Below are 14,877 nucleotides of genomic sequence, written 5' to 3'. Positions count from 1 at the left end.
TGGCGACCTGAAGATCGCCTTTATTGTTTTCTATTTCAGAATAAGCTCCCGAATCACCTCCTCCCGGAACACTGGATGATAAGGTTACTCCTTTTACACCAGGTATAGATGTTATGGCTTGTTTTAACGCGTCTTTAGCAGGATCATTATTTGTATCTAATACCAGCGTTTGATCTTTACTAAAGCCCAGATCACGGTTACGCATAAAATCCATTTGTGTATATACTACAATGGTTCCTATAATAAGTGCGATAGATATGCTGAATTGTACAATAACTAACGTTTTACGTAAAATATTCCCTTTACTGCTGCTTGAGAACCGTCCTTTTAAAACCATAACCGGCTTAAATGAAGATAGTACAACTGCGGGATAAATACCGGCGAGTAAACCAATGAATACCGTGGTTAAAAACAGAATAACTATATAACTCCAGTTTGAAAAAATGCCTGTACTAATGGTTTTACCCGCTAACTGATTAAATGCGGGTAACAACAATACGGATGTTATCAACGTAAGTACAAAAGCGATTAAACACAATATCACAGATTCACCAATGAACTGACCGGCCAACTGCTTTCTTCCGGCCCCTACTACCTTACGGATGCCTACTTCCTTTGCCCGCTCTACCGAACGCGCGGTAGTTAAATTTATAAAATTGATGCATGCTATCAGCAATATGAATAAAGCTACGATACTAAATGTGTAGACGTTATTGATGCTTCCAACTTCTTGTCCCCCCCTTTTTGAATGCAGATAAACCCAATTTAAGGGTTCTAAAAAAAGCGTATAAAATGTCTGCATCTTTTTCATTCCTTCTCCATGGCGCTTTTGCATAAAAGCTGGCAATTTTGATTCAAAAGCTTTAGCGTTTGTGCCTGGCTTTAATAAAAGATAGGTAGATGCGCCAAAGTTGCCCCAATTTTCATCCAGGCCTTTATTGATTTTTTGAGTCAGCAAAGTCATAGGCAAAATTATATCAGCTTTGATCTGCGAGTTTTCAGGAAAATCCTTTATAATTCCTGTTACTTTGGCTGGTATTGCATCACCTGTGATCAATACGGTTTGCCCTATCGGATTGGCATTACCAAAATACTTCTTCGCCGCTGATTGGGTAAAAACAATACTGGTAGGATCTATCAGCGCATTTTTTGGATCACCGTGCAGTAATTTAAAATCAAAAACCTTAAAAAAGGTGGAGTCGGCAAACATGGTGCGCTCTTCCTGGAATTTAACATCGCCCTTTCTTACTAAAAAGCTACCACCGCTAATACGGGTATAGGATTCAACCTCAGGAAAATCTGCTTTAATGTTCGGCGCATATGCCCATGAAGTTATTCCGGTATTAATAGTTTCACTTGGCGTTTTGATATCAGTAACCAGGCGATAAATACGATCGTTTTTAGTATGAAAACTATCGTAACTAAGCTCAAACGCTACGTACATGAAAATGAAAAAGCCAGCCGTAATGCCAATTGATAAACCGGTGATATTGATAAATGAAAAAGCCCGGTGCCTCCATAGATTCCGCAGAGCTATCGTAAAATAATTTTTTATCATATGTTCTGAAATTCTAAACTCTAAAAACTAAATCCTAAAGGGAAAATTCTAAAAACTAAATTCTAAACTCTAACTTGTAGGGCATTTTTATTCACCCCTCACCACCCTATTCACTCCTTAAACTTTTAACAGGATTAGCTGTAGCAGCTTTAACTGATTGAAAACTAACCGTTGCAAAAGCAATAAAGATCGAAACAATGCCAGCCGTGGCAAATACCCACCAATCAATATTAATACGATAAGCAAAGCCTTGCAACCACTTGGTCATTACATAAAATGCCACAGGCCATGCTATTACATTTGCGATGACCACCAGTTTTATAAAATGGCTTGATAATAATACTACAATGTTTTGTACGGAAGCACCAAGCACCTTACGTACCCCAATCTCTTTTATTCGTTTCTCAGCCGAGTAGGAAGCAAGCCCGAACAAGCCAAGGCATGAAATAATGATAATGAGTCCTGCCAGTATACTAACTACAGAACTTACCTGACTATCTACACGATAAACTTCGGCAAAATGATCGTCCAGAAACTGGTATTCAAAAGGTATTTCCGGTAGTTGTTTTGTCCAAACTGATTGAATAAATGCTACAGCTTCTTTTGCCTTTGCCCCATTTACTTTCACGGATATATTATTGTATCCCCACGCCTCCTGGTTAAATAAGAATAGTGTTTCTATTTTATAATGCAGAGAATTAAAGTTAAAATCCTTAGCGATGCCAATAATGACACCTGTAGAATCAAACCCAAAACGCTGCCCCAGCAATGATGACATAGGTTTACCTTTATGATCTTTAAGCAACTCTTTTGCAAGAGCTTCATTAATTATAAATTCTCTGCTAAGGGCCGATTTTTCAGATGAGAAATTTTTACCCATCGCCAGTTTTATTTTATAAAGGTTCAGATAATCATGATCAACAACCAATAAAGTAGAGGTTAATTGACGCAGGGGCGAATCACCCAATTTAAACTCAATGCCGGTTTGATCAAGATGGCTACCCAATACATCCTGCGAAGCTGTAACACCTTGCACCAGTGAACTGGTAAGCAGTTCTTGTTTTAACACCCTGTATTGAGCAGTTGATACCATGTTCAGTGGGACAGTAACCACCTGTTCGCGACTAAAACCGGGGTCCCGTTTTTGCATGAACCGTAATTGCTTGATAACAAATATGGTGGCTATCATTAATATAATGGCACTACTAAATTGTCCGACAACCAATACATTGCGCAACGAGCCTTTATTTTTACCCGTTTCAACCGACCCTTTAAGTACCTTAACCGGTTGAAATGAGGAGAGAAATACTGCTGGGTAAATCCCCGAAAGTATACCAATAAATACCGCTGAAATAAATACAAGCCCAAGCAAGCCTACATTATTTATAATAGGCAAACTCAGATCGCGCTGACTTAAGTTATTGATATAAGGCAACACTATTGAAACCAGTATAACAGCAAAAATCAATGCAATTAATGACAGCAATACGGTTTCACCCAAAAACTGTATCGCTAATTGAAAACGCTGGGCCCCTATCGATTTTCGTACGCCAACCTCCTTTGCTCGCTCGGCCGAACGGGCTGTAGACAAGTTAATAAAGTTGACGCAGGCAATTACCAATACGATCAATCCGATCAATGCAAACAGATTAGTAAGTTTTTGATCAAATTTTTGAAAATTAATATAATCAAGCCCAATATCAGCCGAGTTTGCATGTACATCTTTAAGGGATAACAGGAATAGCTCATAAGATTTCAAGCCCTGGGCACCCATATATTTCTTTTGATAAGCTGGAAATTTCTTTTCAAGTGCCTTTATATCGGTACCGGGAGCCAATTCAAGGTAGGTATTCAGCCAGTTACCTCCCCAGTTTGTAAACATACGCGGGTTAAAAATGGTATTGAATGAAAATAGGCCATCAAACTGCAGCTGTGAGTTTTTGGGTACATTTGCTAAAATTCCGGTAACAGCATAGCTTGTTGTATCATTACCGTAATGTGTTATAGTTTTACCCATAGGGTCTTCGTTTCCGAATATTCGTTTTGCGGTTTCCTGGGTAAGTAAAACACTATGGGGCTTTAATAATGCCGTTGCCCTGTCACCACGGAGCAATTTAAAATCAAACATTCTCAAAAAGGTAGAATCCACAAAAAACACTTGTGGCGAAAAAATCTTTTTTTGCTGATAGGTTATCTGAAACTTTTGCTGCCAGCGTATCCGGGTAAAATTTTTGATCTCCGGAAATTCGCTTTGCAGAGTTGCCCCCATAGGAAACATAGATAACGCGACCTTCTGAGAGGCATTCATACCTTCAAATTTTTGCACTTCATTTAGCCGGTAAATGTTCTTACTATGCATGCTATCAAAGCTTTTTTCATAAAAAACAAATAACATAATAACAATGCAGGCAGCCATACCAATAGACAGACCCACGATATTGATAGCCGAAAAAACCTTGTTTTTCCAGATATTTCTCCAGGCAATTTTGATGTAATTTTTTATCATGAGTTTTTTTATAAATTCTATTTTATAAATTCTAAAAACTAAATTCTAAACTCTAACTTGAATGGCATTTTTATTACTTTTCACTTTTCACCTCTCACCTCTCACTATTCACTCCTTAAACTCTTTACAGGATTGGCAATTGCTGCCTTAATGGCCTGAAAACTAATGGTCAGTAATGTTATCGCTATTGCGGCTGTTGCCGACACCAGGAACACGCCAGGGCCTATGTTTACTCTATAATCATACTTTTGCAACCAGTTTTGTAAAAAGTAAAGTGCCACAGGCGATGCGATTACACAACTGATGATCACCAGTAATACAAAATCACGCGATAACAGAAACCAAAGCTGACTCACCGTAGCTCCTAATACTTTTCGCACACCAATTTCTTTGGTTCGTTGCTCTGCTATATAAGCCGCCAGTCCAAACAAACCTAAACATGATATAAAAATGGCCAAACCGGCAAAAACGCCTGATAGTTTCCCTATTAATACTTCCTGCCCGAATTTTCGATTATAGTCATCATCAACAAAACGATAGGTAAATGGATATGCCGGATTATATTTGGTGAACATTTGACCAATTTTTTCTACGGCAATATGTGGGTTTACATTAGGTGCCAGGCGATAAATAATATTATCATGCGGATCTGCACCGAAAATGAACATTGTAGGATCGGCCTTGGCAAATGGAGAAATCATTAATGCGTCTTTCACTACACCTATTATTCTTACCTGTTTTCCGTTCCAGGTAATAACCTGATTTATAGGATTCTTTAACCTTAACCGTTTGATAGCAACCTCGTTAAATACCACACTTGAGGTATCCGATGGTGCATTATAAAAGTCTCTTCCTGACAGTATCTTCATTCCTAATGTTTTGAAGTAGCTATCTGCAACAATAACAGTCCCCATTTCTACCGTTTCGCCGGCAAGCTTCCCTGGCCAGCTATCAATATCGTTATGCCAGGCAACATCCGTAGCCGGGCTTGTTGCATTGGTCATATTTTCAACTAATCCGCTTTGCAACAAATCGTTTCTTAATGCAGAATAGTTTTTAATAAGATCACTGTTCATATTTGATGCCATCAAACGATTGATGTTATATCCTGTTGGCCTGTTTTTGGCGTATTGTATCTGGCGATATATGACAAGTGTGCTAATAATAAGTGCTACGGAGCAACTAAACTGAACCACAACCAATATTTTTCTTGATAAGGATGCCGATCTGCCAACCTGAATAGTTCCTTTTAAAACTTTGACTGGATTAAATGATGAAAGATAAAAAGCCGGCCTACTGCCCGCAATAAGTGATGTAACCAATACACAGCTTATAGTTACCACCCAAAAAACAACACTTGTAAATGGAATACGAATCATGCTTCCTGTAAGTGCGTTAAAAGATTCCAAAGCGAGCTGCACAAACAGAATTGAACATAAAAAAGATATAAAAGTGATCAATACTGATTCAGTTAAAAACTGAAATATCAAATGTTTACGCTGCGATCCAATAGCTTTTCGGATACCTACTTCACGAGCCCTTTTCTCTGACCTGGCGGTAGTTAAGTTTATGAAGTTAACACAGGCAATAAGCAACACCAAAATACCTATCACACTAAATATTCGCACATAATCAATAAAACCGGCGCTTGCTATACCATTTTTATAATCAGCATATAAATGCCAATCTTTTAACGGTTGCATGATCACATCAGAGTTTTTAGCATTGATATTATCTTCCCCTTTTTCTATATTTTTAATTTTGGGAGCAACCTGAGCGTAGGTTATACCAGGTTTGAGTTTAACATAAATAGCAAATGCATTGTAACCAAAACTACCATGAGCACCTTTTACCCAGTTTTGTGTTTGCTCCATAAAACTAAAGGGAATAATATATTTTATAGATTGCATTGCCGAGTTTGAAGGGATATCATTCATAACTCCTGTAACCTTTAAATTATGGGCGTTATCCAGCCTAACTATCTTATTGATAACATCATCGGTGCCGAATAATGCTATTGCTGTTGCCTGGTTAAGCACTATAGAATAAGGATCTGTGAGTGCGGTAGCCGCACTACCTCTAAGCATTGGAAATTTAAATATGTTCAGAAATTCGCTTCCCGATATTACACCACTAACATATAGCTTTTTTTCACCTACCATTAAGCCATGCGAACTGCCTCCATCAGATTCGGCTACTGACTCAATTTCAGGAATTGTAGTGCGAAGTGCATTAGCTAACTTTAACGATGTAGTGCTGAACGTAAGAGTTTCGCCATTACTATTAAAATTACGTCTCACCTGATAAGCTTGCTCATATTCGGGCAAAAACTTATCATATGAGTATTCATTACTAACCCACAAGGCAATCAATAATGCCACAGCTATCCCGGTGGCAAGGCCCAATATATTGATAGCACTATAAACCTTATTGTTAATAATATTACGCCAGGCTACTTTTAAATAATTCTTGATCATTTTTTGAAATTCTAAATCCTATTGGATAAATTCTAAAAACTAAATTCTAACTTGAATGGCATTTTCACTCACCACTCACCACTCTATTCACTTCTTAAACTCTTAACCGGATTGGCCAATGAGGCAGCAATAGACTGATATCCTACAGTTATGGCAGCAATAACAAAGGTTGAAAGTATAGAGATGAGGAAAATACCCGGACCAATGGTAATTCTGTATTTAAAATCCTGCAGGTAATTATGCATGGCCCACCAGGCCAGCGGTGCAGCAATTACAAAAGCTATCAGCAGCAGCTTGGTAAACTCTTTACCAAATAACCATAGTACATGCTGTATATTAGCGCCCAATACTTTGCGCACACCTATCTCTTTCGTTTTACGTACGGCCATGAATGATACCAGGCCATATAAGCCTAAACAACCTATTATGATAGCTATAGCAGAGAATGATTCGGCAAGTTTTAACTGAATGTTATCCATTTCATAAAATCTTTTGATACTATCATCCAGAAACTCGTATGAATAAAGCTCTTCAGGAAAAGTTTCGCTCCATATTTTTTCAAAAGATGCCAGCGAGGCATTGGCATTATGCATATTCACCTTAATAGCCAGTGTTGAATAGCTACGATAATCAGGCATTATGCAAATGGGTGATATCTCGGTATGGAACGAATAGTTGTAAAAATCTTTAACAACACCTACAATAGGAGCTTTTATTGATCGCCCATCTACCTTCAATATCTTACCTATAACATCCTGGGGTTTCAGGTTAAGTTTTTTTACAAAGGTTTCATTCACCAAAAACTCACGTGTGGTATCTGCAGGAAAAAAGTTTCTGCCAGCTACCAATTTCATTCCAAAAGTTGCCAAAAAATTTTCGTCCCCAGGCTTGGTATTTATCCCCCAATGCTCATCTTCGGCCCGGTTATTAAAATTCACATCGGTGCTGTTATTTGATTGGGATGCGGGCGGCCTGTAGCAATAAGAAACTTTTTCGACCCCTTGAACCTGGTTTATACGATTACGCAAAGTAGTGAGCTTAGCCAAATCATTGTGCGGTATAGGCAATAATACAATAGCCTCCTTATTAAAACCCAGATCGGCAGTTTGCGAGTAATGTAATTGCGATACAATAATGATGGTACCAATAATTAAAACCTGCGAGATAGCAAACTGCGTGACTACCAATATGCGGCGTAATGAAAAACCACCAATATGCTTTTGCGACAGCTTGCTTTTAAGCGCCAGTATAGGCTGAAAACGAGCTAATACCAAGCCCGGATAAGAACCTGATAGAAAAACAACTACAATACTGATAATAAATATAAAAACAGCCACCTGCTCTTTATTAAACTGCATTTCGGATTGAAACAGCTGATTTATTGCCGGTAAAGCCAGATAAGATAACCCTATGGCCAAAATAACGGCGACAACAGTAATTAAAGCGGTTTCGGCTATAAACTGCCAGAATAAATGACGAGGAAGGCTACCTAATACTTTACGAATACCAACTTCTTTGGAGCGGTTAAGCGCCTGTGCGGTAGCCAGGTTAACAAAGTTTACACATGCGGTAATGATGAGGAAAAGACCAATAAAAAACAATGCCCATAAATATTTCTTATCTGCATATCCATCTAAATCGGCGTTGAAATGCATATCGTTAAGTGGCTGCAATTTAAAATTCCATACTTTAAGATCCCTGTCCTTGTAGTGCCTTTTCACAATTTCGGCCATAGCATTATTAGCTTGCGCCATAGTTGTGGTTGGTTTCAATCGGGTAAAAGCTTCGCTGCCACTATATACGCCGCCCCAGTTTTCTTCACGGCCTTTATTAGTATACTCATCCATATTTCCGTACGAAACATAGATCTCCTGCCGGCGGTCGGTATTTGGAGGTATGTCTTTCAGTATGCCCGTCACTGTAAAATTAACCTTGTTATCCAGCCGTATAACTTTGCCCATAGCATCGTCATTACCAAAATATTTGCGAGCCATCTTTTCGGTAAGTAAGGCTTCGCCTGGGCGTGCCAGAGCACTTTTCTTATCACCCTTTATCAGTGGAAAGTTTAGAATATCAAAATAATCAGGTTCAGTAAAAGCTACACCAATTTCTTCTTTAAATTTTTTAACCTCATTGCCTTTTGTTATGGTAATTAAGTTATTTCTGAAGTTGATTACCCGCGCTGTTTTTTCGGCCAGGGTAAAATCATTCCGGAAAGTTTTTCCTAAGGGTTGCGGAACACCTTGCGATCTGCCAATACCATCATCATGCCACTCCGTATAAAGGCGGTAAACTCTATCAGACTTTTCATGAAAAGTATCAAAACTAAGATGATAAGTGATCAGCGTAAAAATCAGTATACCGCAGGCTATACCTAAAGCTAAACCGGCAACACTAATGGCCGCGTATGCCTTATTACGTTTCAGGTTACGCCAGGCAATTTTGATGTAATTTTTTATCATGATAATGTTTAAATGGCTAACATTTTAACCTATAATATTGAAACACAACTTCCACTTTCGGGACATTGGCTAACATGATAGTTAAAACTCATACCAAAAACATAAATAACTGAAAAACAGATAATTAATATAAATTCCTGAAAATAAAAATGTTCGTAAGTGTGACACCACCTGTACGCTTATGATACAGTGCGTGCAATCTATAGTTATTGAAGATGAGATTAATGGTATTAAAAAGATAATTTACAATACTTTTTCCATCACCAGGTACTTATCTTTTTTTGTCACTAAGGTAAATCCTGTTTTTTTGCAGATATTAATAGCCATCATATTATTTTCCTTAACCTCCGTACGACATATTTTATACCCTTTAAGTATCAGATCGGTAAGACAAAACTCAACCATTCTTCTACCGTATCCCATTCTTTGTGCCGACGGAGAAACTACCAGCATTGACAAAAAACCAACCTGCTTATCCGGATCATTAGCATAATAAGCCAAAAAACCTTGTAAAATATCCTGATCCGTTATTGAAATTATACATGCTTTTTTTAGTAGCTTATCAATATAAGCAGTTAAATCATCAACTTCATATATCCCGCTGCCATTATTGATCAACGGATACATTAAATCATAGATCTGTGTTCTCATAATGATATGTTCTGAATAGAGGTGTAAAACAAATTATGCTTCTGTTTTTAAATTAGCAAAAGAATGAAAATATTGTACACCGTTCTACACTTTCAAAAACACAGCTTTACAGGTTTTTTCACAGATTATTCATTCCGCAAACTATTTACAGGATTGGCTAAAGCAGCTTTAATAGATTGAAAACTCACGGTAACAAAAGCTATTAGTAAAGCTATACCAGCTGTTAAAACAAACACCCATAACGGTATATCTATACGATAGGCAAAATCCTGCAGGTATTTACTCATCATAAGCCAGGCTACTGGCGATGCCACAACAATAGCTATGAGCACCAGTTTTAAAAAATCGGCTGAAAGTAAAGCAGTAATATGTGTTACAGAAGCGCCGAGTACTTTACGAATACCTATTTCTTTAGTGCGCTGAAGCGTTAATAATGATATGAGGCCTAACAAACCGAGGCAGCTTATAAATATGGCAATAATAGCACTCGATTTAATGAGCTTATTGAGCAGATCTTCTTTCTGATAAAAATCATTTATCTGCTCATCCAGAAAACGATATTCAAAAACATTGTCGGGGAAAACGGATTGCCATATCCTTTGTATTTGGCCCATCGCGACTGACCGTTTGCTCATATCAATCCTAACGCCGGCATATTGATACGAGCTACGGTATGTACTGATGTAAGTAGGTTCTATCGCCTTGTATAACGATTTTGCATGAAAGTCTTTTACCACACCAACAATGGTACCCGGATTACCAGTGAGATCGCCGGCTGTAAAACTATGCCCAATAATCTTGTGTGGATCCTTCACCCCTAATTTCCGCATTAATTGCTCATTCACTAAATACTCTTTGGCAGTATCAGCTTCGGTAAGGTTTCTACCGGCAATAATATTTAAGCCGAAAGTTTTTGCATACCCGGCATCGCCCAAAACAGTACGCCCCATAAACTTCTCCCATTCATGACCGTCGTATTTTATTGACCCACCTTTATCTGATGTGGATGACGGTGCCCTGTAGCAATAAGAAATAGCTTCTATGCCTGGTTGGGACATTAGCTGATTGCGCAAAAAATCTGTTTTACCTTTATCAAAGTTAGGCAAGGGCAGCATAACTACTCCTGTTTTATTGAATCCCAGATCGGCCGTTTTCAGATACTTTACCTGAATGGTAATAATTATAGTACCAATTATAAGTACCTGAGCAATGATATTCTGAATAATAATCAAGCTTTTACGGCCAACTATAGCTGATTGCGACTGGCTATTTATTTGATTTTTTAAAGCGTTCACAGGTTTAAACCTGCTTAAAACCAAAGCCGGATAAAAACCAGCCGCCATTGTAATGATAACCATCAACAAGACAATAACCCCAATCAATGAAATGTTATTGAATAAATTAAATGAAAGTGATGTTTGGATCCATGAGTTTAATATTGGTAAAAATAGCCAAACTGCTAAAACTGCTGTTAAACCTGCAAACAGTACAATAAGTAAGGTTTCAGCCATAAACTGGATGAATATGGCTGCTGGTGTACTACCTAAGACTTTGCGGGTGCCAATTTCTTTGGCCCTTTTAAAGCTTTGTGCAGTTGCCATATTAATGAAATTAATACAAGCTATAATAATGAGCAGTAAGCCAACCATACCCAAAGTAGTCAGCAGTGATTTTTGTATTACACCACTATACCTGCCATCAAAATGCACTTCATTTAAAGGTTGTAAAATATATTGATATGTTTTGGTGACCTCTTTCCCTGCAATTTTAGCAATAGCTGTCTCCACGGTTTTGGGAGACAGATTATCCGGCAGGGACAGAAATATGACGTTACGCGAATCTTCCCAATACCAATCATTCTGAAATTGTTGCTGAACATCCGGGTAAAGCGTTTTAAGTGCGGTGAGCGATAAAAACATATCACTCTTAAAATCAGTATTCTCTGCATTGTCACCCAGTACACCAGTTATCTTGAAATTATGCTTATTATCTAAGCGGATCGTTCGGCCTACAGCATCATCGGTACCAAAATATTTTTGTGCCAGTTTATGAGTGATCACTGCATTATCCGGATCCTTAAAAGCCTGAGTAGCGTTGCCTGCAATCCAGGTATAATCCAAAACATTGAACCAATGATTATCTGCAAGACCTACATTCTCTTGTTCATAAAACAATTTCCTTCCAACTCCATCATTTTGCGAAACCGAAACCGTAAAAGATCTTTTTTGAACTAATACCGCAGCATCCTTGATCTGCTGCAATTCAGTCTTTATAGCTCTGGCTAAAACCATAGGCGCACCGCGCTCATAAAGTGTAGTACCATCTTCCAGATGCATCTGCTCAACCACTTTATAAAGTGATTTTGCATTGTGATGATAGGTGTCAAAACTTAAATGATAGCTAATAAACTGAAACAATATGATACTGCAAGCTAAACCTAAAGAAAGGCCCAATACATTAATGCAGGTATAAAATTGATGTTTGCGCAGGTTGCGCCAGGCTATTTTAGAGTAGTTACGTACCATATAAAATCGTTTATACGATAATAGCTAAAATGCTTTAAATGAGAAGTTAAAATCTGTTAAATGTTAACTTCTCATTATTTAACTCACTACTCATTTCGCAAACTATTTACCGGATTGGCGAGTGCTGCTTTTATAGATTGAAAGCTTTGGGTAAAAAACGCGGTTAACAACATCCCTGTTCCGCTTAATGCAAATATCCACCAGCTGATACTTGTACGGTCGGCAAAACTTTGCATCCACTTATTCATGGCGTACCAGGCTAAAGGGGTAACCAAAATAAAAGCCAGTAAAATAAGCAATACCAGCTCGGTAGATAACATACGCACAATTTGTGTTACCGAGGCGCCAAGTACCTTACGTACGCCAATTTCTTTAGTGCGTAAATTGGTAGTATACATAGCTAAACCTAATAGACCAAGGCAACTTATAAATACCGATAAGCCAGTGGCCCAGGCAAGCAGAGTTGAAGTGTTTTGCTCGGTTTTGTAAAGCTTGGCTATATTTTCATCAAAAAAATGATATTCAAAGTCGTCATCAGGATAAATTTCCTTCCATGATTTTTCTATAGTAGCAATAGCCTTTTTCCAATTATCACTACCGGCAGTTTGTGGCTTCAGAGCGATGTGAAATGTACCACCATTACCGTATGGGCTCTTGTTATTTAACAGCGCCAGCGGTTTAACTTCGTCATGCAATGTTCCGGGGTTAAAATCGGCTATCACACCAATGATCTCCATTTTATGGTTGCCATCAAAGTTGTCGATATATTTATTTACAGCATCCTGAGGAGTTTTAAAACCAAGCATTTTGGTAAGGTTTTCGTTTATCAAAAACGCTCTTGATGAATCTCCCCTTTGCAGATTGCGCCCAGCTAACAACTTAATTTTGTAGAGTTTGATATAATTCTCATCGCCGAATTTTTCGCGGATATCAAATTTTATTTCCTTTTTGCCATCCTTGTAAGCAGCTTCTGTTGAGTTGATGTTACTTGACGAGGGCTCATCCCCACCCAAGCTGAGCATATCTATCTCAGGAATGTTCCTAAGTTTATTCATAAATACCTGATTAAGGCTCAATGTCCGGTTTTTCCAGGGTGTATTTATAATAATGATGGCATCCTTTTTAAAACCCAGATCTTTATGCAGTGCATAATAAATTTGCTTACTAACCAGTATAGTAGCCATGATAAAAAACTGGGCAATAACAAACTGGGTTACAGTCAATGATTTGCGTAACCATGCACTACGACTTTTACCTACATTAGTAACCGACTGGTTTTTAAGCACAGATACCGGCTTGTATCCAGACAATAAAACTGCAGGATAAAAACCTGACAAGAGGCTAACTATAATAATTAACAACGCCAGAAATAAAATAACATATGGTTGATGAAAAAGATTGATCTCTACGCCTTTGGGGATAAAATCAGAAAACACCTTCAGTATTACAGGTGTTAAAGCCACTGAAACTATAACGGCAAAAAAGGTTATCAAAAATGTTTCGCTTAAAAATTGACCTATCAGCTGTGCCCGGGTACTACCTATAGTTTTACGGATACCTATCTCTTTTGCCCTTTGTGATGCCTGTGCGGTAGTTAAGTTAATGAAGTTAATACAACCCAGCAACAACAGGAACGCGGCTATAGCCAGTAAACCATATAAGGTATTTTTATCGGCAGTTCTGCCGGCGTCAAATGTGTTAAATGTTTTGTTGAAATGCAGGTCGTTAAGTGGCTGTAAACTAAAACTCCGGGTATTCCCTTTATTCTCTGGTTTCGGCGGATCATTCTTTTTTAGTATGATATTCAACTGCTTTTCAATATGCGCCACGGTACTGTTAGGAGATAGTTTTATAAAAAGCTGTGAGTCTGACGTGGTGCCCCCCCAGTTGGTAAGCCGGAGTGCTTTTTGTAAGGCCCCATTATTATTTGCCGATTTGTACGATATAAAATCATGGAAGGCAAAATCAGTGTTACCTTTCAATGGTTCAACAATACCACTAATGCTTACGTTTAAAGTATCATAGGTGATCACGCGGCCAAGCATTTGATTGTAAGGTACACCCGGATAATACTTCTTAGCCTGATCTGTTGTTAACACCACCTGGTTGGGATTAATAAAGGCACTTTGCGCATTGCCTGCCAACCATTTATAAGTAAATATGGCAAAATAGCGTTCATCCGCCAGTATAACATTTTCCTGTTTTTTAAATTTAACAGGAGCTCCTGATTTAACAGGTATGGATACATCAGGGTCGCGTAGATAAAAAAATGGCGCAGCTACATCTACACCACTTACTTGGGTCCGCACAGCCTCACCTACCGGGCCGGAAACGCCGCGGTTATGAACTTCCTCGCCAGAAAATGTATAGTTAGAAACTACCCGGTATATGCGGTCGGCATTGTCAAAAGATTGATTAAAAGTAAAGTCAAAATGTACAATAAGGTATATAACCAGGGCAGAGCTTATGCCGATAGATAAACCTACTATATTAATGAATGTAAAGAGCTTATGTCGCCAAAAATTACGAAAAGCTATTTTGAAATAATTCTTTATCATATGCTGTGAAATTCTAAAAACTAAATTCTAAACCCTAAAATGAAACTCTAAAAACTAAACTCTAATTCCTAACTTGTTAGCTATTTTCACTCACTACTCACTACTCACTACTCACTACTCACTACTCACTACTCACTACT

The 14,877-nt window shown here is 38.1% G+C and carries 7 protein-coding genes and 1 pseudogene; 1 reads left to right on the top strand and 7 read right to left on the bottom strand.

The genetic code is table 11. The features are described 5' to 3' along the window. From AAGC65_RS19795 to AAGC65_RS19770, 6 genes are all read right to left on the bottom strand, one after another. Positions 1-1,558 (bottom strand): ABC transporter permease (locus tag AAGC65_RS19795; protein ID WP_343114194.1); only part of this gene is annotated, 1,558 nt, incomplete at its 3' end. A gap of 106 nt (positions 1,559-1,664) precedes the next feature. Next, positions 1,665-4,064: an ABC transporter permease gene (locus AAGC65_RS19790; protein WP_343114193.1), complete on the bottom strand. Its 2,400-nt coding sequence runs from the start codon at positions 4,062-4,064 to the stop codon at positions 1,665-1,667. Between the two features lie 104 nt (positions 4,065-4,168). Beyond that, positions 4,169-6,541, bottom strand: coding sequence for an ABC transporter permease (locus AAGC65_RS19785; protein WP_343114192.1), 2,373 nt, complete (start codon positions 6,539-6,541; stop codon positions 4,169-4,171). A gap of 83 nt (positions 6,542-6,624) precedes the next feature. Beyond that, the gene (locus AAGC65_RS19780; RefSeq protein ID WP_343114191.1) at positions 6,625-9,003 is read right to left on the bottom strand and encodes an ABC transporter permease; all 2,379 of its coding nucleotides are present in this window, start codon (positions 9,001-9,003) and stop codon (positions 6,625-6,627) included. A 243-nt stretch (positions 9,004-9,246) separates the two neighbouring features. Then, positions 9,247-9,654 (bottom strand): GNAT family N-acetyltransferase, encoded by a 408-nt coding sequence (locus AAGC65_RS19775; protein ID WP_343114190.1) that lies wholly within the window; start codon positions 9,652-9,654, stop codon positions 9,247-9,249. Between the two features lie 125 nt (positions 9,655-9,779). Further along, positions 9,780-12,179 carry an ABC transporter permease gene (locus AAGC65_RS19770; RefSeq protein ID WP_343114189.1) on the bottom strand — a complete coding sequence of 800 codons (2,400 nt, stop codon included), beginning with the start codon at positions 12,177-12,179 and terminating at the stop codon, positions 9,780-9,782. 60 nt (positions 12,180-12,239) lie between these two features. On the opposite strand from AAGC65_RS19770, the pseudogene AAGC65_RS26215 reads away from it, so the two are divergent. Further along, positions 12,240-12,287, top strand: a pseudogene (locus AAGC65_RS26215) (hypothetical protein); the annotation flags it as partial. Here AAGC65_RS26215 and AAGC65_RS19765 read toward each other — a convergent pair. Next, positions 12,266-14,737, bottom strand: a complete 2,472-nt coding sequence (locus AAGC65_RS19765; protein WP_343114188.1) for an FtsX-like permease family protein — start codon at positions 14,735-14,737, stop codon at positions 12,266-12,268. The pseudogene AAGC65_RS26215 and the gene AAGC65_RS19765 sit on opposite strands and share 22 nt — an antisense overlap. Positions 14,738-14,877: the final 140 nt, after the last annotated feature.

This window comes from Mucilaginibacter sp. (genome assembly GCF_039207105.1).
Taxonomy (GTDB): domain Bacteria; phylum Bacteroidota; class Bacteroidia; order Sphingobacteriales; family Sphingobacteriaceae; genus Mucilaginibacter.
The sequence above is the reverse complement of the archived record's forward strand: the minus strand, read 5'-3'. Positions and strand labels throughout refer to the sequence as shown.